The 25074-nt window shown below is 64.7% G+C and carries 20 protein-coding genes; 5 read left to right on the plus strand and 15 right to left on the minus strand.

What is annotated here, in order from left to right:
• Positions 1-40: 40 nt before the first annotated feature.
• The 3 genes from C8E02_RS00930 to C8E02_RS00940 form a co-directional block, all read right to left on the minus strand.
• The gene (locus C8E02_RS00930) at positions 41-1660 is read right to left on the minus strand and encodes an electron transfer flavoprotein-ubiquinone oxidoreductase (RefSeq protein ID WP_120809359.1); all 1620 of its coding nucleotides are present in this window, start codon (positions 1658-1660) and stop codon (positions 41-43) included.
• 96 nt (positions 1661-1756) lie between these two features.
• Positions 1757-2950 (minus strand): CaiB/BaiF CoA transferase family protein, encoded by a 1194-nt coding sequence (locus C8E02_RS00935; protein ID WP_120809301.1) that lies wholly within the window; start codon positions 2948-2950, stop codon positions 1757-1759.
• Positions 2951-3113: 163 nt separating this feature from the next.
• Positions 3114-4301, minus strand: coding sequence for an acyl-CoA dehydrogenase (locus tag C8E02_RS00940; RefSeq protein WP_120809302.1), 1188 nt, complete (start codon positions 4299-4301; stop codon positions 3114-3116).
• 153 nt (positions 4302-4454) lie between these two features.
• Between C8E02_RS00940 and C8E02_RS00945 the strand changes: the two genes are divergently transcribed.
• A complete protein-coding gene (locus tag C8E02_RS00945; RefSeq protein ID WP_120809303.1) occupies positions 4455-5234 on the plus strand; it encodes an IclR family transcriptional regulator in 780 nt (259 codons plus the stop codon).
• A 104-nt stretch (positions 5235-5338) separates the two neighbouring features.
• Here C8E02_RS00945 and C8E02_RS00950 read toward each other — a convergent pair whose 3' ends face one another.
• Entirely contained in the window at positions 5339-5770 is a 432-nt protein-coding gene (locus tag C8E02_RS00950) for a CBS domain-containing protein (protein WP_047968419.1), read from the minus strand.
• A 133-nt stretch (positions 5771-5903) separates the two neighbouring features.
• Positions 5904-6776 (minus strand): acetylglutamate kinase, encoded by an 873-nt coding sequence (argB, locus tag C8E02_RS00955; RefSeq protein WP_120809304.1) that lies wholly within the window; start codon positions 6774-6776, stop codon positions 5904-5906.
• 249 nt (positions 6777-7025) lie between these two features.
• Here argB and C8E02_RS00960 point away from each other — a divergent pair, with 249 nt between their 5' ends.
• The 4 genes from C8E02_RS00960 to C8E02_RS00975 all read left to right on the plus strand — a co-directional run bounded on the left by C8E02_RS00960 (position 7026) and on the right by C8E02_RS00975 (position 13239).
• The gene (locus C8E02_RS00960) at positions 7026-7691 is read left to right on the plus strand and encodes a TetR/AcrR family transcriptional regulator (RefSeq protein WP_047968425.1); all 666 of its coding nucleotides are present in this window, start codon (positions 7026-7028) and stop codon (positions 7689-7691) included.
• 20 nt (positions 7692-7711) lie between these two features.
• Entirely contained in the window at positions 7712-8782 is a 1071-nt protein-coding gene (locus C8E02_RS00965; RefSeq protein WP_120809305.1) for an efflux RND transporter periplasmic adaptor subunit, read from the plus strand.
• A 9-nt stretch (positions 8783-8791) separates the two neighbouring features.
• Positions 8792-11851 (plus strand): efflux RND transporter permease subunit, encoded by a 3060-nt coding sequence (locus C8E02_RS00970; protein ID WP_120809306.1) that lies wholly within the window; start codon positions 8792-8794, stop codon positions 11849-11851.
• Between the two features lie 80 nt (positions 11852-11931).
• Entirely contained in the window at positions 11932-13239 is a 1308-nt protein-coding gene (locus tag C8E02_RS00975) for a TolC family outer membrane protein (protein ID WP_120809307.1), read from the plus strand.
• A gap of 102 nt (positions 13240-13341) precedes the next feature.
• Here C8E02_RS00975 and C8E02_RS00980 read toward each other — a convergent pair whose 3' ends face one another.
• From C8E02_RS00980 to rfaQ, 10 genes are read right to left on the minus strand one after another with little or no spacing between them, the layout of a single operon-like run.
• A complete protein-coding gene (locus C8E02_RS00980) occupies positions 13342-14388 on the minus strand; it encodes a glycosyltransferase family 9 protein (RefSeq protein ID WP_120809308.1) in 1047 nt (348 codons plus the stop codon).
• The gene (locus tag C8E02_RS00985) at positions 14385-15677 is read right to left on the minus strand and encodes an O-antigen ligase family protein (protein ID WP_120809309.1); all 1293 of its coding nucleotides are present in this window, start codon (positions 15675-15677) and stop codon (positions 14385-14387) included. The genes C8E02_RS00980 and C8E02_RS00985 overlap by 4 nt, the downstream gene beginning before the upstream one ends.
• Positions 15670-16779, minus strand: a complete 1110-nt coding sequence (locus tag C8E02_RS00990) for a glycosyltransferase family 9 protein (protein WP_120809310.1) — start codon at positions 16777-16779, stop codon at positions 15670-15672. Before C8E02_RS00990 ends, C8E02_RS00985 begins: the two co-directional genes overlap by 8 nt.
• A complete protein-coding gene (locus C8E02_RS00995; protein WP_120809311.1) occupies positions 16776-17987 on the minus strand; it encodes a glycosyltransferase in 1212 nt (403 codons plus the stop codon). The genes C8E02_RS00990 and C8E02_RS00995 overlap by 4 nt, the downstream gene beginning before the upstream one ends.
• Positions 17984-19129: a glycosyltransferase family 9 protein gene (locus tag C8E02_RS01000; RefSeq protein WP_120809312.1), complete on the minus strand. Its 1146-nt coding sequence runs from the start codon at positions 19127-19129 to the stop codon at positions 17984-17986. Before C8E02_RS01000 ends, C8E02_RS00995 begins: the two co-directional genes overlap by 4 nt.
• A complete protein-coding gene (locus tag C8E02_RS01005; protein WP_120809313.1) occupies positions 19129-19950 on the minus strand; it encodes a polysaccharide deacetylase family protein in 822 nt (273 codons plus the stop codon). The genes C8E02_RS01000 and C8E02_RS01005 overlap by 1 nt, the downstream gene beginning before the upstream one ends.
• Positions 19947-21047: a glycosyltransferase family 4 protein gene (locus C8E02_RS01010; RefSeq protein WP_120809314.1), complete on the minus strand. Its 1101-nt coding sequence runs from the start codon at positions 21045-21047 to the stop codon at positions 19947-19949. The genes C8E02_RS01005 and C8E02_RS01010 overlap by 4 nt, the downstream gene beginning before the upstream one ends.
• Entirely contained in the window at positions 21040-22800 is a 1761-nt protein-coding gene (gene msbA / locus C8E02_RS01015; RefSeq protein ID WP_047967911.1) for a lipid A export permease/ATP-binding protein MsbA, read from the minus strand. The genes C8E02_RS01010 and msbA overlap by 8 nt, the downstream gene beginning before the upstream one ends.
• Positions 22801-22859: 59 nt before the next feature.
• Complete coding sequence (locus C8E02_RS01020; RefSeq protein ID WP_120809315.1) at positions 22860-23981, minus strand: glycosyltransferase family 4 protein; 1122 nt, start codon at positions 23979-23981, stop codon at positions 22860-22862.
• Positions 23978-25060: a putative lipopolysaccharide heptosyltransferase III gene (gene rfaQ, locus C8E02_RS01025; protein ID WP_120809316.1), complete on the minus strand. Its 1083-nt coding sequence runs from the start codon at positions 25058-25060 to the stop codon at positions 23978-23980. The genes C8E02_RS01020 and rfaQ overlap by 4 nt, the downstream gene beginning before the upstream one ends.
• Positions 25061-25074 lie beyond the last annotated feature (14 nt).

A 25074-nucleotide genomic window follows, 5' to 3' on the forward strand; every position in this document is an offset into this window, starting at 1 on the left:
GCCGCCAGCGGTCTGCTGGCGGCGTTGTCGATAGCGGCGTTTACATGTTCGGGTAATTCGGCCCGCCGCCACCTTCCGGTGTCACCCAGTTGATGTTCTGGGTCGGGTCCTTGATGTCACAGGTCTTGCAGTGCACGCAGTTCTGCGCGTTGATCTGCAGCCGTGGCTCGCCCTCTTCGCGACCGACGATCTCGTACACCCCGGCCGGGCAGTAGCGCTGTTCCGGCGCGTCGTACTTTTCCAGGTTGATGCGGATCGGCACCGACGCGTCCTTCAGCTGCAGGTGCGGCGGCTGCTCTTCGCTGTGGTTGGTGTTGGAGATGAACACCGACGACAGGCGGTCGAAGGTCAGCACCCCGTCCGGCTTCGGATAGCTGATCGGCGTGCACTCGTCCTTGGGCTTCAGGCACTCGTGGTCGGCGTGCTTGTGGCGCAGCGTCCACGGCGCCTTGCCGCGGAACAGATAGGTGTCGATCGCCGAGTAGATCATCGCCGGCCACAGCCCCCAGCGGAACGCCGGACGGATGTTGCGCACACTGTGCAGCTCGTCGTGCAGCCAGCTCTGCTTGAAGGCGGCGGTATAGCCGACCGCTTCCGCGCCCTGCGCCTCGGGGTTGGCCGCAAACAGCGCGAACACCGCTTCCGCCGCCAGCATGCCGGACTTCATCGCGGTGTGGGTACCCTTGATCTTCGGCACGTTGAGGAAGCCAGCGGTATCGCCGACCAGCACGCCACCGGCGAAGGTCAGTTTCGGGATGCTCTGCAGGCCGCCCTCGGAAATCGCGCGCGCGCCGTAGGACAGGCGGCGGCCGCCTTCGAACACGCCCTTGATCGCCGGGTGGGTCTTGAAGCGCTGGAATTCCTCGTACGGCGACAGGTACGGGTTCTCGTAATCGAGGCCGACCACGAAGCCGACCACCACCTGGTTGTTTTCCAGATGGTAGAGGAAGGAGCCACCGTAGGTTTTCTGGTCCATCGGCCAGCCGGCGGTGTGGGTGATTTTGCCGGCTTCGTGCAGCTCCGGCTTCACTTCCCACAATTCCTTGATGCCGATGCCGTAGGTTTGCGGATCGGCGCCGGTGCGCAGCTGGAAGCGCTCGAACAGGCCCTTGGTCAGCGAGCCGCGACAGCCTTCGGCGAACACGGTCTGCTTCGCCCACAGCTCGATACCCGGTTCGCCCTCCTCGTCACCGTTCTTGCCGGTGCCGACGTTGCCGGTGGCCACGCCCTTGACCGAGCCGTCGGCGTGGTACAGCACTTCGGCGGCGGCAAAGCCGGGATAGATCTCCACGCCCAGCTCTTCCGCCTGCTGCCCCAGCCAGCGACAGAAGTTGCCGAGGCTGATGATGTAGTTGCCGTGATTGTTCATCTGCGGCGGGGTCGGCAGCTTGATCGACTCGGTTTCGGTCAGCAGCAGGAAGCTGTCCTGCTTGGCCGGGGTGTTGAGCGGTGCACCCTTTGCCTGCCAGTCCGGGATCAGCTCGTTCAGCGTGCGTGGTTCCAGCACTGCGCCGGACAGGATGTGTGCGCCGATTTCGGAGCCCTTTTCCAGCAGGCAGACACTGAGTTCCTGACCTTTTTCGGCAGCCAGCTGCTTGAGACGGATGGCGGCAGACAGGCCGGAAGGCCCGCCGCCGACTACCACCACGTCGTATTCCATGTATTCGCGTTCCACCGCTTCTCCTTTGCGCTGGCAGGGGACAATAAGCGCAATGATGCCAATGAAAGTGGCTGCGCGTCAAAATCAAACAAGCGTTTAAACGGTTCCGGCGGCGCGCAGTTGTGCAATTGCCACCGCGTCGTAGCCCAGATGCTGCAGCAGCGCGTCGGTGTGTTCGCCCAGCGCCGGTGGCGGCGTCAGGTACTGCGGCGGGGTGGCCGACATCTTGATCGGGCAGGCCACCTGGGGCACGTTCTGCCCTTTACTGTCGGTCATCTGCAACGCCATGTCGCGATGACGGATCTGCGGGTCGGCAAATGCCTCGGCGACGGTATTGATCGGGCCGCACGGCACGCCGGCGGCATCGAGCAGTTTCAGCCATTCGTCGCGACCGCGCGCCATGAAGGCCTCGGCCAGCAGCGGCACCAGCGTGGCACGGTGCTGCACCCGCTTCGGGTTGCTGGCAAAGCGCGCATCGTCGGCCAGTTGCGGCAGTTGCAGTACCTCGCACACCGCGCGGAACTGCTTGTCGTTGCCGCAGGCGAGGATGAAATGGCCGTCGCCGCCGGTCTTGAAGACCTGGTAGGGCACGATATTGGGATGGGCATTGCCCAGCCGCGGTGGCACTTCGCCGCCGACCAGCCAGTTCATGTTGACGTTGGACAGCATCGCCAGCGCGCAGTCGAACAGCGCCATGTCGATGTACTGGCCGACGCCGGTGTGGTGGCGCGACAGCAGTGCCGCCTGTACCGCATTGGCGGCGTACAGGCCGGTGAACAGGTCGGTGACCGCGACGCCGACCTTGTGCGGCTCGCCGTCGGCGGGGCCGGTGATGCTCATCAGCCCGGACATGCCCTGCACGATGTAGTCGTAACCGGGCAGCTCGGCGTAGGGGCCATCCTGGCCAAAGCCGGTGATCGAGCAGTACACCAGCCGCGGGTTCAGCTGTTGCAGGCTGTCGTAGTCGAGACCGTACTTCTTCAGGCCGCCGACCTTGTAGTTTTCCAGCAGCACGTCGCATTCGGCTGCCAGCTGGCGCACGATCTGCTGCCCGGCCGGCTGGGTGATGTCGACGGTGAGCGACTGCTTGCCGCGGTTGGCGGCGAGATAATAGGCGGCGGTACCGTCCGGCAGGCTGGGCGGCGACCAGTGGCGGGTATCGTCGCCGCTGCCGGGACGCTCCACCTTGATCACTTTCGCGCCGAGATCGGCCAGCAGCTGCCCAGTCCACGGCCCGGCGAGGACACGACTCAGATCCAGAACCTTGATACCCGACAATGCGCCAGCCATGATGCTTCTCCTTTGCGGCCAACCTTGGCCGCGAAAAAAATGGCTCGGTTGCACCGAGCCCTAAGGACAGACAGGAACCAACTCGCGCCGCTGGTGGAGGCCGGCGGCGGTACATCACACTCCAGGCGCACGGGACACCCTTGCCCGGTGCACCCGCAAGCGATCAGGCAAACGCCTGAATACCGGTCTGGGCGCGGCCCAGAATCAGGGCGTGCACGTCGTGCGTGCCCTCGTAGGTGTTGACGGCTTCCAGGTTCATCACGTGACGGATGATGTGGAATTCGTCGGAAATGCCGTTACCGCCGTGCATGTCGCGGGCAACGCGGGCGATGTCCAGCGCCTTGCCGCAGTTGTTGCGCTTGATCAGGCTGATCATTTCCGGCGCGGCACGGCCTTCGTCCATCAGGCGGCCGACACGCAGCGCGGCCTGCAGCGCCAGGCTGATTTCGGTCTGCATATTGGCCAGCTTCAACTGCACCAGCTGGGTGGCCGCCAGCGGACGGCCGAACTGCTTGCGGTCCAGCGTGTACTGGCGGGCACCGTGCCAGCAGAACTCGGCGGCGCCCATCGCGCCCCAGGCGATGCCGTAGCGCGCCTTGTTCAGGCAGCCGAACGGGCCTTTCAGGCCTTTCACGTGCGGCAGCAGCGCGTCTTCGCCCACTGCCACGTTGTCCATCACGATCTCGCCGGTGATGGACGCGCGCAGCGAGAACTTGCCCTCGATCTTCGGCGCCGACAGGCCTTTCATGCCTTTTTCCAGCACGAAGCCGCGGATCTCGCCGTCGTCGTCCTTGGCCCACACGATGAACACATCGGCGATCGGGCTGTTGGTGATCCACATCTTGCTGCCGTTGAGCACGTAGCCGCCGTCCACCTTGCGGGCGCGGGTCTTCATGCCGGCCGGGTCGGAGCCGGCATCCGGCTCGGTCAGGCCGAAGCAGCCGACCCATTCGCCGGTCGCCAGTTTCGGCAGGTACTTGTCTTTTTGCGCGTCGGTGCCGTAGGCCCAGATCGGGTGCATCACCAGGCTGGACTGGACCGACATCGCCGAGCGGTAGCCGGAGTCCACGCGTTCCACTTCACGCGCCACCAGGCCGTAGGCCACGTGCGACAGGCCGGCACAGCCGTGGGTGTCGATGGTGCAGCCGAGCAGGCCCAGCTCGCCCATCTCGCTCATGATCTCGCGGTCGAAGCGCTCTTCGCGGTTGGCCGTCAGCACCCGCGGTAGCAGGCGCTCCTGGCAGTAGGCGTAGGCGCTGTCGCGCACCATGCGTTCTTCGTCAGTCAGCTGATCGTTCAGTAACAGTGCGTCATCCCACTGAAAAGGGGCGCGATTGGATGCTGCAGCCATGTGGACTCTCCTTAAGTAATTCCGCATTGCGGAATTACGTTCTACAATGCAAAATAGACTAACAACTCGGCCAGACGCTGTAAAGTTTTTTCTTGGTCGATATAAGGCGGTGCACTATTCTTGCCACTCATCCAGAAAGAGAGCCGATTGCCGATGTCGTCAAACCCTGTTGCAGACGAGGAAAAAGACCGCCTGTTCGTCGGAGCGCTGGCCCGTGGCCTGCGCGTGCTGGCGGCGTTCCAGCCCGGCGAGGGCGCGCTGTCCAACCAGGTACTGGCGCAACGGACCGATCTGCCTAAATCCACCGTGTCGCGGCTGACCTACACCCTGACCAAGCTCGGCTATCTGTCCCAGGATCACGACACCGGTTACTACCGGCTGGGGCTGGCGGTGCTGGCGCTGGGCTCCACCGTGCTCGGCAGCTACGACATCCGCCGCGTCGCCTCGCCGCTGATGCGCGACTTTGCGATGCAGCACACCATCTCGGTCAGCCTCGGCATGCGCGACGGCACCGACATCGTCTATCTGGAAACCTGCCGCAGCCAGGCGCGGGTGTCGGTGCAGCTCACCGTCGGCTCGCGCGTGCCGCTGGCCAGCACCGCCATCGGCCGCGCCTGTTACGCCATCCTGTCGCCGGCGGAGCGCGCCGCGCTGGCGCCGGAGCTGGCGCAGCGCTACAGCGGCGACTGGCCGGCCGTCGCGGCGCGGCTGCAGGCCAGCGGCGAGCACTACGCGCAATACGGCTACAGCGAATCGTTCGGCGAGTTCGAGCGCGACGTGATGGCGGTCGGCGTCGCGCTGCCGTCACCGGTACCGGGCATGCCGGTGGTGTGCCTCAATGCCAGCGGCCCGGCCTTCGCCTTCAACGCCGACACCATGCGCCGCCAGATCGCGCCGGCGCTGATGCAGCTGGCGCGCCAGATCGTGCCCTGAGCCGGCAACCGTCCCGACAAACACAAAAGGTTGGCCGCAACGTATGCGGCCAACCTTTTGTGGTTTTTGCAGCCCCGGCTGCAGCGCGGCTGGCACCGCCTGTATCAGGTACGGATGTACTTCACCAGCTGCTCGATCACGAACTGCTGCTCGGCGATGGTGGCGTGCACCAGGTCGCCGATCGACAGCAGGCCGATCACGCGATTGTCCTCCATCACCGGCAGGTGGCGGATACGGCGCTCGGTCATCAGTGCCATGCACTCGCCGATGCTCTGCTCCGGACTCACGAAGATCACCTTGCTGGTCATGATGTCGCGCACCTTGGTGCCGGCCGAGGTGCGCCCCAGCAGCACGATGCGCCGCGCATAGTCGCGCTCGGAGAAAATGCCGACCACGTCGCCCATCTCCATCACCAGGATGGCACCGACGTCGCGTTCCGCCATCACCTGCAGCGCCTGGAACACCGTCATTTCCGGCCCGACGCTGATCAGCTCCTTGATTGCCTTGTTTTCCAGCAGTTGTCGCACTGTTTGCATGCCGCCCTCCCCCTTGATGACCGCCCGGCATATGCCGGAGTAGAACCGTATTGCGTTCAATATAGACAGCCGCCAGCCAGGACCAAAAGAAAAAGGCCGCAACAGCGGCCTTTGGCAGGGAACAGGCGCGGAATCAGCCGGCCTTGATCATGGTGCCGACGCCTTCGTCGGTGAGGATTTCCAGCAGCAGCGCGTGCGGTACGCGGCCGTCGATGATGTGCACCGAGTTGACACCGCTCTTGGCCGCGTCAAGCGCCGAGCTGATCTTCGGCAGCATGCCGCCGCTGATGGTGCCGTCGGCAAACAGTTCGTCGACCTTGGCCGCGGTCAGGCCGGTCAGCAGCTTGCCCTGCTTGTCCAGCACGCCGGGGGTGTTGGTCATCAGCACCAGCTTTTCCGCCTTCAGCGTTTCCGCCAGCTTGCCGGCGACCACGTCGGCGTTGATGTTGTAGGCCTCGCCGTCCTTGCCGACACCGATCGGCGCGATCACCGGGATGAAGTCGTGGCTGTCCAGCAGCGCCACCAGGCTCGGGTCGATGTGCTCGATGTCGCCGACCTGGCCGATGTCGATGTTTTCATCGGATTCCGATTTCAGGTACAGCTTGCTGGCGCGGATGAAGTGGCCGTCCTTGCCGGTGATGCCGACCGCCTTGCCGCCGTGCTTGTTCAGCAGCGACACGATTTCCTTGTTCACCAGACCGCCGAGCACCATTTCCACCACGTCCATGGTTTCGCTGTCGGTGACGCGCATGCCCTGGATGAACTGGCCTTCCTTGCCGACGCGCTCCAGCAGCTCATTGATCTGCGGGCCGCCGCCGTGCACCACCACCGGGTTGAGGCCGACCAGTTTCAGCAGCACGATGTCCTTGGCGAAGTCTTCCTTCAGCTTGTCGTCGGTCATCGCGTTGCCACCGTATTTCACCACGATGGTCTTGTTGTTGAAGCTGCGGATATATGGCAGCGCTTCGGCCAGAATCGCGGCCTTGTCGATGGGGGCTACGCTCACGGGGCATCTCCACGGTAGTCGGAATCAGAAACAGCTATTGCTGCGCCGCATTCTACCCAAGCACGGCCGATTCGGCTGGCGTTTGTGCACATCCGGCCGCGATTAAGCGGCTGTTGGCAACGCTGCAACAGGCCGCCATCGCCAATACGCCATTTGCAAATAAATTTCGATTTATTAATTGCCGATACCGAGCTCTTGCACTAAAGTCCGGCCATCAGATTAATGAACAAGTATTCAGAGAACACCGCCATGAGCAAACCATCCTGCTGTCCGATCACCCGCTGGCACCGCCGCAAGGAAGTCCGCCCGGCGGAGATCCTGGATGCGGCACTGGCGCTGTTTGTCGAGCGCGGCTTCAAGTCCACCAAGATGGAAGACATCGCCAAGGCCGCCGGCGTCACCAAGGGCACGCCCTATTTGTACTTCGAGAACAAGGAAGACATCTTCAAGGCGGTGCTGCGCGAGAACCTGGTGACGCGGCTGGCCAGCTTTGCCGAGCTGGAGCAGCAATTCGACGGCAGCAGCGCCGAGCTGCTGCGGCTGATGATGCGGCGCTGGTGGATGGAAGTCGGCGAATCGCCGCTGGCCGGCATCTGCAAGCTGATGTTCGCCGAGGCCACCAACTTCCCGGAGCTGGCGCGCTTCTACCACCACGAGGTGATCGAGCCCAGCCACAACATGCTGCTGCGCATCCTGCAGCGCGGCGTCGCCCGCGGCGAATTCCGCGACATCAACCCACACGCGGTGGTCGACACCCTGGTGGCGCCGATGATGCTGACCATGACCTGGCGCTGCTCCTTCGGCAAGGTGATCACCGACAGCCAGCACCGTTCCATGCCGCCACTGCAGTATCTGGAACTGTCGCTGGACCTGATGCTTAACGGCCTGATGTCCGGCCGTCAGCCACAACAATAAAACGCAACGAGGAAATCACGATGGCACCGCACTACCACCGGCTGGCCCTGGCCAGCGCACTGCTGCTGACCCTGTCCGCCTGCCAGGACGAGGTCAAACCGGTCGAGGAGATCCGCCCGGTCCGCTACACCACCGCCAGCAGCAGCGACGCTGCCAGCAGCCAGCAATTCAGCGGCGAAGTCCGTGCCCGCCAGGAAAGCCGCCTCGCCTTCCGCGTCGCCGGCAAGGTGGTGGCAAAGCGCGTCAACAGCGGCGAGCGCGTGCGGCGCGGCCAGGTGCTGGCGGTACTGGATGCCAGCGATTACCAGCTCGACAGTCAGGCCAAGGCGGCACAGCTGGCGGCGGCACAGGCCAATCTGCAGCAGCAGCAGGCCGACCTGCAGCGCTTCCGCGAGTTGCTGGGCCAGTCCTTCATCAGCCAGTCGCAGGTCGACCGCCAGCAGGCGGCGGTCAGCAGCGCGCGCGCCAGCCTGCAGCAGGCGCAGGCGGCACTGGCCGCCAGCCGCAACCAGGGCAGCTACACCTCGCTGCTGGCCGACAGTGACGGCGTGGTCAGCGAGATCAGCGCCGAGCCGGGCATGGTGGTCGCCGCCGGCCAGGTGGTCGCCCGCCTCGCCGCCGACGGTGCACGCGAGGTGCTGTTCCAGGTGCCGGAAAACGCGCTGGAACGGGTGCGTCGCGCCAGCGGCTTCAAGGTGGCGCTGTGGGCCGACGGTCGCGAGCTGGATGCCAGCCTGCGCGAGCTGGCCGCCGACGCCGACCCGGCCACCCGCACCTACGCCGCGCGGCTGCAGCTGGCGGCCAGCGACGACAGCGTGCGGCTGGGCATGACCGCGCGCATCAGCGCGCTGGCCGCCGGCGGCCAACGCGCCATCCGCCTGCCGCACAGCGCCATTCTCGACGAGAACGGCAAGCACTACGTGTGGCTGATCGACGGCAGCAACAAGGTTGGCCGCAAGGCGGTGCAGGTCGCCCGCCTCGACAGCCAGGGCGTGACACTGCAGTCCGGCCTTGCCGGCGGCGAGAAAGTGGTCACCGCCGGTGTCCACCTGCTGCGCGACGGCCAGCGCGTCAGCCTGCTGCAGCAATAAGGGACGGCGATGATGAAAAAAATCAACCTGTCGGAATGGGCGCTGCGCAACGGCTCGCTGGTGCAGTACCTGATGGTGGTGCTGATGGTGGCCGGACTGTTCGCCTACACCCAGCTGGGACAGAAGGAAGACCCGGAATTCACCTTCAAGGCGATGATGGTGCGCGTGCTGTGGCCCGGCGCCACCGCGCTGGAGACCGAGCAGCAGGTCACCGACAAGATCGAGAAGAAGCTGCAGGAAATGGGCGAGCTGGAGTACGTGAAGAGCTACACCAAGCCGGGTGAAGCGCTGCTGATCCTGTCGATCCGCGAGGATGTGCCGCCCAAGAACGTGCAGCAACTGTGGTACACGGTGCGCAAGAAACTCGGCGACATCCGCCACACCCTGCCCACCGACATCCGCGGCCCGTTCTTCAACGACGAGTTCGGCGACACCTTCGGCAACATCTACGCCTTTACCGGCGACGGCTTCAGCTACGAAGAGGTGCGCCGCTACGTCGACGGTGTGCGCCAGGAGATCCTGCGCCTGCCCGACGTCGGCAAGGTGGACCTGATCGGCGAACAGGAAGAGCGCATCTACGTGACGCTGTCCAACGCCAAGCTGGCGGCGCTGCAGCTGGACGCGCGCACCATCTGGAGCGCGCTGGCGGAGCAGAACGCGATGACGCCGGCCGGCAATTACGACACCGCCAGCGACCGCATCTGGGTGCGCGTCTCCGGCAGCTACGGCTCGGTGGCGGCCATTGCCGACACCCCGCTCAGTGCCGGTGGCAAGAGTTTCCGTCTGGGCGATATCGCCACGGTCGAGCGCCAGTTCGTCACCCCGCCGTCGTTCGGCATGCGTTTTGACGGCAAGCCGGCGCTTGGTCTCGCCATCAGCATGAAACAGGGCGGCGACGTGCTGAAACTGGGTAACAACCTGCAGCTGCTGATGCAGGAAGTACAGAACAAGCTGCCGGTCGGCATGCAGATCCACTCGGTGTCCGACCAGCCGCAGGTGGTGAAGAACGCGGTCGGCGAATTCATGAAGGTGCTGATCGAGGCGGTGGTGATCGTGCTGGCGGTGTGCTTCCTCAGCCTGGGCGTGCGCAACGGCATCGTGGTGGCGCTGTCCATCCCGCTGGTGCTGGCGATGACCTTCCTCGCCATGTACCTGCTCGGCATCGACCTGCAGCGCATCTCGCTCGGCTCGCTGATCATCGCGCTGGGCCTGCTGGTCGACGACGCCATCATCGCGGTGGAAATGATGGCGCTGAAGCTGGAACAGGGCTGGAACAAGTTCCAGGCCGCCACCTTTGCCTACACCAGCACCGCCTTCCCGATGCTGACCGGCACCCTGCTCACCGCGGCCACCTTCCTGCCGGTGGGCATGGCCCGCTCCAACGCCGGCGAGTACGTGTTCAGCCTGTTCTCGGTGGTCAGCATCGCGCTGCTGCTGTCGTGGATCGTGGCGGTGGTGTTCGTGCCCTACCTCGGCTACAAGCTGCTGCCGGAACACCACGCCGGCAGTGCGCACGAGGACGTCTACCACAAGCCGTTCTACCTGCGCTTCCGCGCCACGGTGGAGTGGTGCCTCGACCACCGCAAGACGGTGATCGCGCTGACCGCGGCCGCGTTCCTGCTGTCACTGGTGGCGTTCAAGCTGTTCGTGCAGCAGCAGTTCTTTCCCTCCTCCAACCGCGTCGAGCTGATGGTGGACATGTGGCTGCCGCAGGGCGCCAGCTACCAGGCCACCGAGGCCGAAGTACGCAAGCTGGAGGCGCTGATCAAGGACGACCCGCACGTGGTCAGCACCACCGCCTACGTCGGCGGCGGCAGCCCGCGCTTCTACCTGCCGCTGGACCAGCAGCAGCAGCACCTGAACTATGCGCAGCTGATGGTGATGACGCGCGACGAAAAGGTGCGCGAAGACGTCAAGCACAAGCTGGAAACGCTGTTCGAGCGCGACTTCCCGATGGTGCGCGGCCGCGTCACGCGGCTGGAGAACGGCCCGCCGGTCGGCTACGCGGTGCAGTTCCGCGTGATGGGCGAGGACCACGCCAAGGTGCGCAGCATTGCGGCCAACGTTGAAACGCTGTTGCGCGCCCATCCCGGTGCCCGCCACGTCAACATCGACTGGGGCGAGCAGGTGAAGGCGCTGCGGGTGGAGATCGACCAGGACAAGGCGCGGGTGCTGGGCGTCTCCAGCCAGTCGCTCAGCCGCCAGCTGCAGTTGCTGATCAGCGGCAGCACCGTCAGTGAATGGCGTGAAGGCGACCGCAGCATCGGCATCGTGGCGCGGCTGGACAACGCCGGCCGCGAGCAGGTGGACGCGCTGGGCAGCCTGATGGTGCAGACCGCCAGCGGCAAGTACGTGCCGGTGGCGCAGCTGGGCAGCATCAGCTACCAGCCGGAGGAAAGCATCATCTGGCGCCGCAACCGGCTGCCGACGGTGACGGTGCGCGCCGATGCCGCCGACGGCGTGCAGGCCGCCGACATCTCCAAGGCGCTGTGGCCCAAGCTGCAGCAGCTGGAGAAGACGCTGCCGCTGGGCTACCACATCGAGCTGGGCGGCTCGCTGGAAGCGAGCCAGAACTCGCAGGGCGCGATCGCCAAGGTGACGCCGCTGATGCTGGTGGTGGTGCTGACGCTGCTGATGATCCAGCTCGGCAGCTTCCAGCGCACGCTGCTGGTGGTGCTGACCGCGCCGCTGGGACTGATCGGCGTCACGCTGACGCTGATCCTGTTCGGCGCGCCGTTCGGCTTTGTCGCGATGCTGGGGGTGATCGCGCTGTTCGGCATGATCATGCGCAACTCGGTGATCCTGGTCGACCAGATCGAGACCGACATCGGCGAGGGCATCGACCGCTTCGAGGCCATCGTCGGCTCCACCGTGCGCCGCTTCCGCCCGATCATGCTCACCGCGCTGGCGGCGATCCTGGCGATGATCCCGCTGTCGCGCAGCACCTTCTGGGGGCCGATGGCGGTGGCGATCATGGGCGGCCTGCTGGTGGCCACCGTGCTGACGCTGCTGTTCCTGCCGGCGCTGTACGCGCAGTGGTTCGGCGTCAAGCGCCCGCAAACAAATTAATCAATCCCGAGTGAAGCCGCTACCGGAATTGGGTAAGGTAGAGGCTTCACCGCTTTCATGATGCAACCGGAATGCCCACTATGAAGCTCATCCGCACCCTAGGCCTTGGCGCCCTGCTCGGCAGCGCCCTCGCCGCCCCGGCCCACGCCTTCGACCTGCTGCAGGCGCTGCAGGCCGCGCGCCAATACGATGCCGGCTACGCCAGCGCCAGCGCCGCCAACCGTGCCGGTGCCGAAAAGGCGGTCCAGGGTCGCGCGCTGCTGCTGCCCAGCATCGGGCTGAGCGCCGCCAGCACCCAGACCAAGCCGCTGCAACCGGCGGCCGGCAATTACCGCAGCGACAGCCTCGGCGTGCAGCTGACGCAACCGCTGTTCGACACCGCCAGCTACAGCGGCTACCAGAAGGGCAAGATCGCCAGCACCGTGGCGCAGCTGCAGTTCGACGCCAGCGGCCAGCAACTGGTGATCGACGTCGCAAAAGCCTACTTCGACGCGCTGCTGGCCGAGGACGTGCTCAACGTCACCCGCGCCACCAAGAGCGCCTACGAGCGTCAGCTGGCACAGGCGCGCAAGGCGTTCGAGGTCGGCACCGCCACCATCACCGACACCCACGAGGCACAGGCCGGCTACGACGCCGCCACCGCCCAGGAAATCGCCGCCCTCAGCGACCTCGACCTCAAGCGCAACGCGCTGGCGCAGCTGACCGGCCTCAACCCGGAAAGCATCCGCCGCCTGCGCGACAAGCCACAACTGAGCGCCGCCGACCTCGGCACGCTGGAGACATGGACGCAACGCGCGCAGCAGAACAGCCTGGCGCTGCAGCTGCAACAGCAGCAGCTGGCACTGGCCGAAAAGAACCTGGACGAAGCGCGCGGCAAGCACCTGCCCACGGTCAGCCTCAACGCCGGCTACAGCCACAACCGCAGCACCGACGCCAGCAGCGTCGCCAGCGGCCGCGACACCACGCGCGGCAGCAGCCTCGGCCTCAGCCTGACACTGCCGCTGTACGCCGGCGGTGCCATCGACTCGCAAGTGACTGAAGCCGCGGCCAACCGCGACAAGGCACGCGAGGACCTGGAAGTCACCCGCCGCCAGAACGCACAGAACGTGCGCCGCAGCTGGCTGGGCGTCAGCAACGGCGCGGCGCTGGTCAAGGCGCAGGAACAGCTGCTGGTCTCCGCCAAGAGCAAGCTCGACGCCACCCGCCTCGGCAAGGACGTCGGCGTGCGCACCAACCTCGACCTGCTCAACGCGGAAAAGGACTACCAGGACGCCATCCGCGCGCTGGCGCAGGCACGCTACAACTTCCTGCAGGCGCGACTGGCGCTGGCACAGGCCGCCGGCACGCTGGACGACGAGGTGGTGGCCGAGGTCAACCGTTTCTTCTGATCCCAGCTTGCAGCGGACAAGGCATCAAAAACATTGCGGCCAACCTTGGACAAGGTTGGCCGCAATCACAACAACTCAACGTTTTCAGAAACGACTCGGTCGCTACTCTTCCCCAGCCGCCTGTGGCAGCAAGTCATCGATTGCATCCACAACAGCCGGCACAGGAATATGGGCAACCTGCCAGTCCTGTTCGGAACCGGAGGTCAGCACCCGGTGCGGCACCTGCCACGGATACCAATGCTTGGTCTTTTTATCGAGATGCTCGAACAAGCCAACCACGCTGGCCCCGCTCCCTGCCGCGAGATGCAGACCGCCGCCATCCGAACACACCGCCAGATCGGCACAAGAAAATGCTGCCATCAACTCCTTGACCGTCCGGGTGGGATAAAACACCAAACGCTCGTGCTCCGGGAACTGGCTGCGAATGTAATCCGCTTTCTCATCATCCCCCGGATGACGAGGATCATCGGCGGCGCCTGGCGCCCACAACAACAGGAAATCCACGTCCCGCGACAAGCAGGTACGGATCACCTCGCAAAAATGCTCGACTGCCCAGACCCGGCTGTTCTCGCGGGCACTGATGTGCAAGGCGATAACCGGGCGCTGCCTGGTGGAAAAACGTCGGGCCAAGACATCAGGCACCACAACAGCAGGCAAATTCAGCCTGCCAGGAGCTTGAGTCACACCAAGCGGTAACAAAAGTTCGGCAAGACACTCTACTTCATGACGGAATACATGATCCCGCGTGAAGGGGATCGGGTAGTCCACGATGCCATCATAGTCTGTCCCCTCCGACACAAAACTGATCACATGTTTCGGTCTGGCGGCCTTTGCCAGACGTACGGCATTCTTGGGATAACCCGAGCCGGCCACAATCGCGTAATCAAAATGCTCGCGCCGCAACGCAAGGTAGGTCATCAGCTTGCGCCAGATTACCCGCACAACCGAATCCCCCGCTCCGCGGTGCTTCAGTTTGGTATAGAAGTACACGCCATCCAGCAGCGGGTGCCCATCCAGCACGTCCTTGTTGTAGTCATTGACCAGTGCATAGATTGCTGCTTGCGGATATTTTTCACGCAGAGCTGCTATCAATGGCGTGGTACAAACCAGATCGCCAATATTGTCACGGCGTATCACCAAAATCTTCATGCCAGTTTTCCCGAAGAAGAGCCGGAACGGAGCACCACCTGCGACAGCAGCATGCCTGCCAGCATCATCAGTAACACCGCATTTGCCCACATGCCATTGGCAAACCCCACCAGCAAGAAGGCCGGGATGATGACCAACAGACTGCTGGCAACCGGATGGCGTACCGTCTGCCGCCAAACTTGACGAAATGCCAGCCACAGTATCGCCAACAGGAATGACAGGTACACCAGCAAACCCAACAAGCCGGTTTCCAGCGCCACCTGAAAGTACAGACTGTGAGGGTTGGCTTTGCCATACGGATATGCTCGTCCAGTGAAATATAAATAGGCAGAACGATTTCGTGGGTGAGTTCCAGCCTGCAGATACTTCAGTAACTGCTCATGCCGTGCCAGCAGTGCCAGCTTGCGCCAGCCGGGCCCATAACCAAGTACCGGCTGCTGGCGGATCAGAAAGTCGGTCGCAACCCAGATACCCTGGCGTTCCAGCAGAGCCGGATCCTGTTGGTAAGTGTCACTACGGAATGTGGAAGCATAGCGCTGCCACAGTTCAGGCTTGGCAGCAAATAGCCCTGCCGCTGAGATCACGCACCCGAGCAGCAATAGCAGGCTCTTACGCCACGAGCCGTTAAGCAGCAGCAACAACAGCAGGCTGGCGACGATGACCAACAGTGGTGTCCGGCTCTGGTGCAACACCAGGTTCAGCATTTCCACACCCCACATCACCACCAGCAGCACGCGCCAACGGCGCGACAGCCAGTCCTGCCCATATAGCAACAACACCGAAGTCAATGACAGATAGAACACCGCATCCATCGCATAGCCGCGCCGGTACGGTGCCAGCCAAGCCAGATCAAGGCCGTAATAAGCCAGCACCAATAACGAGCGCAGGGCAAAGCCCAGCACAAAGCCCAGCAGAATGATGCGAACCTGCTGCTCGCGACGGATAAAGCTGCACGCCACCAGAAATACCAGCAACGGCTTCAGGTGGTCCTTCTTGAACTCGTTGAGGTTGTTGGCCAGCCAGTCGCCATTGAGCAGCAGCGAGACGACAAACACCAGTACCAGCAGCATAAACAGGCGGAATATCCCACTACGCCACGGCAGAGTTGGCCGCACGCACAGCAGCCAGCCAGTCCAAAGGATGACAGCCATGAAAAAAGAGACATTCATGAGGCCGGTCAGCGCAGTCGAGGCCGAGGCAAAACAGAACAGAGCAATCAGGAAGAACAGCGGTTTCTCCAGCAGCGCCCCGTAGCGCGCCAGAGAGGAAGAAGGGCGAGTATCAGTCATTCAGGGCTTCTTTCGCTGCCGCCAGGATGTCCCCAACCGCAACAGTGCGGATACAGGCTCGATCACCCGTCTTGCAGGTATAAGGGGCGTTGAATACAAAGGCACACGGATAGCAGGGTGGCTGTTTCGACACGAAACGTACTTGCGGCCCCAGCGGTCGCTGCTCGCGAAAATCCACCGGCCCGACGATCACGACCATAGGCACGTCGAAGGTATCCGCCAGATAGGTCAGACCGGAGTCGACGCCGATGAACAGCTTCAAGCGCTGCATCAGCGCCGGCAGCTCGTCCAGCTGGAAGGCGCCGGCGGCATTGATCACGCGTTCGGCGCCCTTCACGCGACCCACCACGGCAGCAGCACAGGGGCCGTCTTCCGGGCCGCCGATCAGCACCACCTGTCCCGGATAATCCTGCAACAGCCGCGTCACCAGCGCCGCCAGCAAGTCCTCGCCCAGCTCCTTCAGTTTGTTGGCGCTGGAGATCGCCAGTCCGATGGCGGAATGGTCAGGGGTAACACCCAGCCGGTCACACACGGTTTCGCCGCTGACGGCGATGGCCATTTTCTTGCGCAGGCCCATGGCGATGCCCTGCTGCTGCAACAGGCGCTGCTTGGTAGCCAGTACCAGTTCGCCCGGGCGATGCTGTTCGGTCAGGTCGATACAGTGGCGCAGCGCGGCCAGCGTGCGGCCAACCTTGGTCGGCATGATGGACAGCGTGCGCGGCACACCGGACCAGATCAGCCCGCACAGTATCGGTAGCGACGGTGACAGGTTGACCGCCAGGTCGTAGCGCCCGCCAGCAATCAGCTGCGCCAGCCGCCATTTCCCCGCCCAGCCGCGCCAGGAGTCGGAGCGGATGGCGATGCAGTGGTCGACCTCGCTCAGGCCGGCAATGATCTTGCCGGTGACCGGCGCGTGCAGCACGGTGAGTTGCGCGTCGGGATAGTGCTGCCGCAGCGCCAGGATCACCGGCGTGGCACACAGCATGTCGCCGATCTTGGCAGTCTGCACCAGCAGGATGCGCTCGATCTTGCCCCGGCGCTGCAAGCGCTTGGCCAGCCACCACCACGGCGCCAGCAGATAGGTCAGCAGCACGTAGATCATGGTTTGCGCGCCGCCTCCGCCAGAATGGCCTCGGTACCGGCCACGTAGCGGGCGATGGTGTACTGCGCCTTGACCCGCACCTCCCCGGCCTGCCCCATGCGCTGACGCAGGCCGGCATCGGCCACCAGTTTAGCCAGCGCCTCGGCCAGCGCCGCGCTGTCGCCATACGGTACCAGCAGGCCGCTGTCGCCATCGGCGACCAGCTCCTGCGAGCCAACCACGCGTGAGGCCACTACCGGCTTGGCCAGCAGCATCGCCTCCAGCAGCACCCGCGGCAGGCCCTCGCTTTGCGACACCAGCACGCAGACGTCCATCGCCGCGGTATAGGCCAGCGGCTGCGGCTGGAAGCCGGCAAACACCACCTGCCCGGCAATGCCGAGGCTTGCGGCCAACCTTTCCAGTTCGGCGCGCTGCGGGCCGTCGCCGACCAACAGCAGGCGCACCGGCAGCTGGCGCCGCACCAGTTCGGCCGTCGCCTGCAGCAAGAAGCGCAGCCCCTTGCGTTCCACCAGTTGCCCGACCGCACCCAGCACGATTTCGTGCTCGCGACCTACCAGCAACGTCCCCCGCACTGCAGCGCCATCCGGCAAGGTCTGCGCCGGGTCGATGCCGTTGAGCACCGCCACGCACTTGTCCGGCTGCACGCCGTGACGAACCAGTGCCCCGACCACGCCGTTGGAGACACCGATCACCTTGCTGGCCACCCGGTTGACGATGGCGGCATCGGCGGCATCCATCAGCGGCTCGATGCGGCAATGCTGCACTACCGGCACGCCGCTCTGTTCGGCCGCCAGATAGCCTTCCAGGTTGGAACGCGGCTGGTTGTTCATGTACAGCAGGTCAAAGCGCTCGTCACGCAGCTGGCGCGCAATCGCGGCGGCATTGGGCGCAATGCGCCAGGCGTGCTCGATGCGCTTGACCAGGGCCTGGCGCCAGGGCTTATGCCAGGCTAGCAGGCCACGCGCCAGTTCCTTGGCCAGCTTGGCCCACAGCGGCTGCTTGCGCTGCGGTAACAGCCGCAGCGGCATGCCGATAGCGGCCAGCTCGCGCGACAGCGTGCTCTGGCCCTTGCTGTAATCGCGGTAAAACAGGCAGGTGATGTCAAAACGCTCGCGATCGATGCGCTTGAGCAGCTCGAACAGGCTATTGGTCCCGCCGCCCCATTCATTGCCGGTATCCAGCAACAGGATTCTGGTTCGGGTTGTCATTGAGAATTCTCCGGTTGCAACGACAACTGGTGCTCACAGGCGGCCAGCACTTCGTCAACCGTAATGTTGTCCATGCACGGCGGCGCCGCATATCGGCAGCGTTTGCCGAGGCAGGGTTCGCAGGTGCGGTGTTTCTGGATCACGATATGGCGTTGCAGCTCGGTGGTCGGGCCGGAGCCGTGCCAGTGCGCGGCGGCAAACAGGCCGACGATCGGCGTGCCCACCGCAATCGCCATGTGCATGATGCCGGTGTCCGGCGTCACCAGACAGGCAAAACGCTGTACCAGCGCCGGCATCCGCGTCAGCGGCAACTGCCCTGCCGTCACCACCAGCCGCGCGTCGTTGACCGCGCCGGCAACGGCATCGGCCAGCGCCCGCTCCTGTGGCGAGCCGGTCACCACGATGCGTAAGCTTGGGTTGGCCGCAAGCAGGCGCTGCGCCAGCTCGGCATAGCGCTCCGGCCGCCAGCGCCGGCTGGCGGTCGAGGCGCCTACCTGGAAACCGATCACCGGCTGCTGCGGGGTGATGCCGTATTGCTGTTGCAGCCAGCCAGCCACCGCATCGCGGTTCTGTGCCGATACCGGCAGGATCATGTGCTTGTCGCTGCCGTCTGCACCGGCCAGCGCGGCCACGGCCAGGCGCTGGTCAATGCCGTGGGTGAAATCGCGCCAGTTGCTGACCTGCTGGTGATTGCTGAGCAAAAAACGGAAACGGCTGTTGTTGGGCAGCTTGAAGCGCCAGCGGGCACCGCTCAGATACGCCAGCGGCGTGGCCTGCGGCTCGTTGGCATGCAGAATGGCCACCAGATCGAAACGCTCGCGGCGCAGTGCCAGCGCCAGACGCACAAAACGGCGATAGCCGCCGTGGTAGTCGATCAGGTCGTCGATGTCGGGATTATCGGCAAACAGACCGTGATACGGCGCGTTGACCAGCAGCACGATGCGCGCCTGCGGGTAGCGCTGGCGCAGGCTGCGGATGGCCGGTGTGGATAACAGCGTGTCGCCGATGGCGGTGCAGGACATCACCAGGATGCGGCGGATGGCCACGGTACCCAGCTCGGCCGGGTCCGGCGCGCGGCGGTCGAAACGGCGGGCCAAGCCCAGCCCCCACGCCAGCAGGTTTTCACGGATGCGGGTGCCCATTATTTGCCCCGCAACGCCAGATAGGCGCGGCCCAGTAGCGGGCTGCGATACAGGCCGAGGCGGCGGCCAAACCAGCTGTCGCGGCGGTCCTTGGTCACGATGCGGCCGATGTGCCGTGGCGAGGTGGTGCGGGTGTTGAGCGTCTTGTCCACCGTGTACAGGTGACGGAAACCGGCGGCGTCGGCCACGGCCAGGTAGTCGTCGTCAAAATAGCCCTGCGGCCAGCACAGGTGATCGTTGACCGAACCCAGCCGCGCCTGCAGCGTGGCACGCGACTGTGCCAGATCGGCGGCCAGCCGTTCGCGCTTGTCTTCGCGACTGGCACACAGCTTGTCCCAGCGGGCATGGCTGTGGGTATGACTGTGAAACTCGAAGGTGCCGGCGGCACGCGCCGCCTCGATCTCGCTCCAGCGCATCATCACCGCATCGTGGCGGCCGTCGGCCACCGCCTGCTTGCAGCCATTGTGATCAGGCGTGGCCGGCAAGGGTTGGCCACAGCCGTCGTGCGGACGCACCGCACCGTCACCGATCCAGCCGGTAATGGTGAACAGCGTGGCCTGCTGGCCGTAGCGCTGCAGCACGGGATGGGCGTAGACCCAGTTGTCGAGATAACCGTCGTCAAAGGTGACCAGCACACTTTTGTCGGGCAGCGGCCGGCCGGCCAGAAAACCGGCAAGGTCGTCGCAACGGATGGTGGTCCAGCCATTTTCCGCCAGCCAGCGCATATTGTGTTCGAAGGTCTGCGGCGAGACCGTCACCAGGCCGGGGCTGGGGCTGACGTGGTGGTACATCAGTACCGGAATGGCTTTGGCCTGTTTCATCCCTGCCCCCGTTGTGCCAGCAGGCGACGATACAGGTCCAGCATCGACTGGCACATGGTATCGACGTGGAACACCGACGACACCAGCTCGCGGCTGCGCCCCGCCATGCGCTGGCGCAGCGTGTCGTCGCCCAGCAGGCGGTTGACCGCTTCGGCCAGACTGGCGGCATCACCCGGTGCGATCAGCAGGCCGTTGTGACCGTCGCGGACCACTTCCGGCACGCCGTCGACATTGGTGCCCACCACCGGCAGGCCCATCGCCATCGCCTCGATATAGGAGGTGCCCAGCGCTTCCTGCTCGGTCGGCAGCAGGAACAGATCGCAGCCGGCCAGCACGTTGGCAATGTCGCGGCGCAGGCCGAGCAGGTGAATGCGTGCGGCCAAGCCTTTGGCCGCAATCAGCGTCTTGAGGTTGTCCATCTGCGCGCCGTCGCCGGCAAACACGAAATGGGTGTCCGGATGCGCGGCCAGAATGCGGTCGGCCGCCTCCACAATGAAACGGTGCCCCTTTTTCATGCGCAGGATGGCCACGGTGCCGATCACGCGGGCGTTGTCGGCAATCCCCAGTTCGGCGCGCAGCGTGGACGGCCCATCCAGTTGCATCACCTGTGGGTCGATGCCGGTATACACGGTAGACACGCGCGACTCCAGCACGCCCTCGCTCATCAGGTAGCGGCGCACATGCTCGCTGACACTGACGACATGGTGCGGCAGCGTGGTGTAGGTGAAACGCGAGGTGATCGGCAGCGCCAGATGGCGGGTGCGCACCACCAGACGGCCGGCCAGCAGACCGGCCAGACCGCCGAGAATGCTGTCGCGGCCGCTGTGAGTGTTGACCACATCGGCCTGCACGCGACGGATGATGGCCGCCATACGCCACGCCGCCGGCAGATCGATGCCGTTGCGCATGCGGACTTCAAATACCTCGAAGCCGGCCTCGCACGCACGGGCGCCGAACTTGGCCTTGGGCTGGCACAGCAGGATCATGCGGTGGCCCAGCTTGCGCAGGCCGACCATCTCCTTGAAGGTACGGTGTTCCTGCCCGCCCCAGCCCAGCGATGATTCGGTATGGACGATGGTCAGCACCGGCTTAGTCATGCGCGGGCTCCTTGAACTGCAGGCGGTGCAGGTTGGCGTACAGGCCATCCTGCGCGATCAGTGCGGCATGGTTGCCGACTTCGGCAATGCGCCCCTGGTGCATCACCACGATGCGGTCGGCGTGCTCGATGGTGGACAGGCGGTGGGCGATCACCAGTGTGGTGCGGTTCTGCATCAGGTTCTCCAACGCCGCCTGTACCAGACGCTCGGACTGGGTATCCAGCGCGCTGGTTGCCTCGTCCAGGATCAGGATCGGCGCGTTTTTCAGCAATGCGCGGGCAATCGCCAGCCGCTGGCGCTGGCCGCCGGACAGGCGCACACCGTTTTCGCCGATGATGGTGTCAAAGCCCTGCGGCATCGCCTCGATGAATTCCAGCGCGTTGGCGGCGCGGGCGGCGTCGACAACCTGTTCGCGGCTGACTTCGCCGATGCGGCCATAGGCGATGTTGGCCGCCACGCTGTCGTTGAACAGCACCACGTCCTGGCTAACCAGCGCGATGTGCTGGCGCAGGCTGCCGAGGGCGATGTCGGTCAGAGGGATGCCGTCCAGCGTAATCTGTCCTGCCGACGGCTCGTAAAAGCGCGGGATCAGGCTAACCAGCGTGGTCTTGCCGCTACCACTGGAGCCGACCAGTGCCACCGTTTCACCCGGCTTGATGGCAAAGCGGATGTCCTGCAGTGCCGGACGCTCGGCATTGGGGTAGCTGAACTGCACATTGTCAAATGCCAGCTCGCCACGCGTGCCCTGCAGACGGCGGGTGCCGTTGTCCGGTTCGCCCTGCTCGTCGAGGAAGCCGAACACGCTTTCGGCGGCGGCAAGACCTTTCTGCAGCGACTGCGAAATACTGGTGATGCGCTTGACCGGTGCGAACAGCATCAGCATCGCGGTGAGGAAGGACATGAAGTCACCGGCGGTGAAACTGCCGCTGTGGGCACGCAGCGCGGCGAAATACAGGATCGCCGCCAGCGCGCAGGCGATGAACAGCTGGGTGACGCCGGTATTGGCCGACGAGGTGGCGCTTTGCTTGACGCCGTTGTGACGGATGGCTTCGGCCGTGCGCTGGAAGCGCTGCGCCTCGTAACCTTCGCCGCCATAAACCTTGACCACGCGGTGGCAATCGATGGTTTCGCCCAGCACCTGGGTCAGCTGCGCGATGTTCTGCTGGTTCTGCCGCGACAGGCCGCGCAGGCGCTTGCTGACCAGGCGCACGCACAGCGACACCACCGGCAGTACCGCGAGGCAGATCAGCGTCAGCTGCCAGTCGGTATAGAACAGCAGGCCGAGCAGGCCGATGATGGTGATGCCGTCCTTGACGGTGACTGTGATCACGTTGAAACCGGCTTCGGTCACCAGATTGACGTCAAAGGCGATGCGCGACAGCAGCCGTCCGGACGGATGGTCGTCGTAGTAGTTCACCGGCAGGCGCACCAGCTTGGCAAACATCTCTTCGCGCAGCGTCTGCACCAGATGGCCGGTCAGCCAGCTGGTGGAGTATTCGTTGATGTAGCTGGTCAGCCCACGCACCAGGAACAGGCCGACAATGGCGAGCGGTGCCCAGATCAGCGACGAGCCGTCCTTGTTGACGAAGCCGCCGTCGATCAGCGGTTTCATCAGCCGGGCAAACGCCGGCTCGGTGGCAGCGGCGATACTCATCGACAGCAGCGACACCATGAACACCTTCCAGTAAGGCTTCAGGTAGCCGAGCACCCGCTTGTAAAGCGCAAAACTGCTGACCGCAGAAGGAGTTGTCATGCGAAAAACCAACGATAAAACAGACGATTATAAACCAGCCCGGCGCCAGCCGGGCCCTGTCACAGCAAGCGCCGGTAGCAAGCCAGCAAACGGCCGGCCATCTGCTCCAGCGTGAGGTCGGCGGTACTGGCCCGCGCCGCCGCGGCCAAGCTTGGCCACTCGGCACGGCTGGCCAGCCATTGGCCGAGCTGCTGGCGCAGGGTGGCGCCGTCCAGCGCATCGGCCACCCAGCCGTTGTCGCCGTCGCGGATCAGCTCGGCGGCACCGCACTGCTGCGTGGTGAACACCGGCAAACCGCAGGCCAGCGCTTCGACACAGACATTGGGAAACGGGTCATACAAGGTCGGCAGGATGAAGGCGTCGGCCATACCGTAAAACGGCTTGACGTCGTTTTGCGCGCCGGCAAAACGTACACGCGACGCGATGCCCAGCGTTGCGGCCAACCTTTGGTACTGCGCGGCGTGCTTGTCCTTGCCGACAATCAGCAGCTGCACCTCGGGGTGCGGCACGATGGCCTGCAGCGCACGCGCCACGCCCTTGCGCTCGAAACCGGAGCCAACGTACAGCAGCAACGGTGCCGCTGGCGGAATCTGCCACTGTGCACGCATCGTGGCACGGTGTTCGCGCAGCGACGGATGGAAAGCCGCGGTATCGACGCCATTGTAAATCACGGCAAAACGCGCGTCCGGCAAGCCGAAGTAGTGCTGGATCTCGCGCTTCACCATCTGCGAATTGCAGATCACCGTTTTCAGGCGCGGATGCAGGAACATGCGCCGCTCCATCCACTGCACGTAGTGGTGGTAGGGATTCAGTTGCAAGGCAATGCGGCCCCAGCGCGACAGCACCCGGCGACGCAGTTGCAGCCAGTGGCGGTGCACGCCGTCGCCGGCGCGGTAGATGTCGCAGCCGGCGATGCGCTCGTGCGACTGCACCAGCTCGAAGCCTTCGCGCTGCCAGATCCGGCGCGCGGCGCAGGCAAAGCCCCAGTCGCGCCAGACGCTGCCGAGATAGAAAGGGTTGGCCGCAATGGCGCGCACACCGGAAAGCGATTCCCACTTGCGCGCGATCAGGTTCACTTCCAGTCCACCCTGCGCCGACAGCGCCGACAGCGCACGGCTGACAAAACGCTCGGCGCCGCCGGCCGGATTGTATTTCTGCCGCACGATCACCAGTCGCGTCATGCGCCGACCTCGGCCATCAGGCTGTTGAAGGCTGCCAGTACCTGTGTTTCGGTGATCAGCTCCAGGCATTCGCTACGCTTGCCGCCGCCACAACCGTCCTTGCCACACGGGCGGCAGGGCAGCTCGGTGCGCAGCAGGCGGTGCGCCACCTGCCACGGCCCCCACTCGATGTCGCCGGAGGGGCCGAACAGCGCCACGCACGGCGTCTGCATCGCCGCGGCGATGTGCATCGGCACCGAATCCATGCCGATGAAAGCCTGCGCGCCGTCGATCAGCGCCGCCAGCTCCTTCAGGCTCAGCTGGCCGGCCAGCGAAGCCACCGGTTGCGACAGCCGGCCGGTGATATCGGCCAGCAGTGCCAGCTCCGCCGGATCCGGTGCCGCCGACAGCACCACCGTTTCGCCCTGCGCGCGCAACTGCTCGATCAATGCCGCCATGCGCGCGGCAGGCCAGGTTTTGAACAGCCAGCGCGAGGTCGGATGGATGACCAGATAACGGCCGCTGACACCCTGCGCCGCCAGTTTCTGGCGCACGCTCTGCTGGGCCGCTTCGCCCGCCACCAGCCGCAGCCGGCGCTCGTCGGCTGCCGGATAGATGCCGAGGCGGCGCAAGGCATCGAGGTGGATTTCGACGGTATGGCGGCGATTGCCGCTGATCACCGGGTAACGATGGCTGAAACTGTTGGCAAAGAACTTGCCGAAATTGCCGCCCGGCGCCACCGCCCAGCGCGGCCGCAGCACGCGGCTCAGCCAGGCACCACGCTTGTGTTCGGTCAGCTGGATCACCAGATCGTAGTGGCGGGCTTTCAGCCCGGCTAGCAACTGCCACTCGGCGGCCAGCTGCCCACGCAGACCGAGCTTTTTCCACTGCCGGTCGATGGTGAACAGCTGCGACAGCGCCGGATGGCCGGACAGCATGTCGCGGGTGTCGTGATACACCAGCGCGTCGATCTCGGCATGCGGCGCGTGCGTCTTCAGCACCGACAGCACCGGTGACGACAACAGCACGTCGCCGTGGTGGCGCAGCTTGATGACAAGCACGCGGCGCACGGCGGACAGATCGATAGCGTCTTTGAGCATAGAAAAGAAAAAAG

Source organism: Vogesella indigofera (genome assembly GCF_003633895.1).
GTDB classification, from domain to species: domain Bacteria; phylum Pseudomonadota; class Gammaproteobacteria; order Burkholderiales; family Chromobacteriaceae; genus Vogesella; species Vogesella indigofera.

Coding starts and splice junctions, on each gene's coding strand:
- C8E02_RS00950 (WP_047968419.1), bottom strand. CDS start 5,770: ATGCAAACAGTGCGACAACTGCTGGAAAACAAGGCAATCAAGGAGCTG.
- C8E02_RS01005 (WP_120809313.1), bottom strand. CDS start 19,950: ATGAAACAGGCCAAAGCCATTCCGGTACTGATGTACCACCACGTCAGC.
- C8E02_RS00935 (WP_120809301.1), bottom strand. CDS start 2,950: ATGGCTGGCGCATTGTCGGGTATCAAGGTTCTGGATCTGAGTCGTGTC.
- C8E02_RS00940 (WP_120809302.1), bottom strand. CDS start 4,301: ATGGCTGCAGCATCCAATCGCGCCCCTTTTCAGTGGGATGACGCACTG.
- C8E02_RS00930 (WP_120809359.1), bottom strand. CDS start 1,660: ATGGAATACGACGTGGTGGTAGTCGGCGGCGGGCCTTCCGGCCTGTCT.
- C8E02_RS00960 (WP_047968425.1), top strand. CDS start 7,026: ATGAGCAAACCATCCTGCTGTCCGATCACCCGCTGGCACCGCCGCAAG.
- msbA (WP_047967911.1), bottom strand. CDS start 22,800: ATGACAACTCCTTCTGCGGTCAGCAGTTTTGCGCTTTACAAGCGGGTG.
- C8E02_RS01020 (WP_120809315.1), bottom strand. CDS start 23,981: ATGACGCGACTGGTGATCGTGCGGCAGAAATACAATCCGGCCGGCGGC.
- C8E02_RS00970 (WP_120809306.1), top strand. CDS start 8,792: ATGATGAAAAAAATCAACCTGTCGGAATGGGCGCTGCGCAACGGCTCG.
- C8E02_RS01000 (WP_120809312.1), bottom strand. CDS start 19,129: ATGGGCACCCGCATCCGTGAAAACCTGCTGGCGTGGGGGCTGGGCTTG.
- C8E02_RS00985 (WP_120809309.1), bottom strand. CDS start 15,677: ATGACTGATACTCGCCCTTCTTCCTCTCTGGCGCGCTACGGGGCGCTG.
- rfaQ (WP_120809316.1), bottom strand. CDS start 25,060: ATGCTCAAAGACGCTATCGATCTGTCCGCCGTGCGCCGCGTGCTTGTC.
- C8E02_RS00965 (WP_120809305.1), top strand. CDS start 7,712: ATGGCACCGCACTACCACCGGCTGGCCCTGGCCAGCGCACTGCTGCTG.
- C8E02_RS00995 (WP_120809311.1), bottom strand. CDS start 17,987: ATGACAACCCGAACCAGAATCCTGTTGCTGGATACCGGCAATGAATGG.
- C8E02_RS00975 (WP_120809307.1), top strand. CDS start 11,932: ATGAAGCTCATCCGCACCCTAGGCCTTGGCGCCCTGCTCGGCAGCGCC.
- C8E02_RS00980 (WP_120809308.1), bottom strand. CDS start 14,388: ATGAAGATTTTGGTGATACGCCGTGACAATATTGGCGATCTGGTTTGT.
- C8E02_RS01010 (WP_120809314.1), bottom strand. CDS start 21,047: ATGACTAAGCCGGTGCTGACCATCGTCCATACCGAATCATCGCTGGGC.
- C8E02_RS00945 (WP_120809303.1), top strand. CDS start 4,455: ATGTCGTCAAACCCTGTTGCAGACGAGGAAAAAGACCGCCTGTTCGTC.
- C8E02_RS00990 (WP_120809310.1), bottom strand. CDS start 16,779: ATGATCTACGTGCTGCTGACCTATCTGCTGGCGCCGTGGTGGTGGCTG.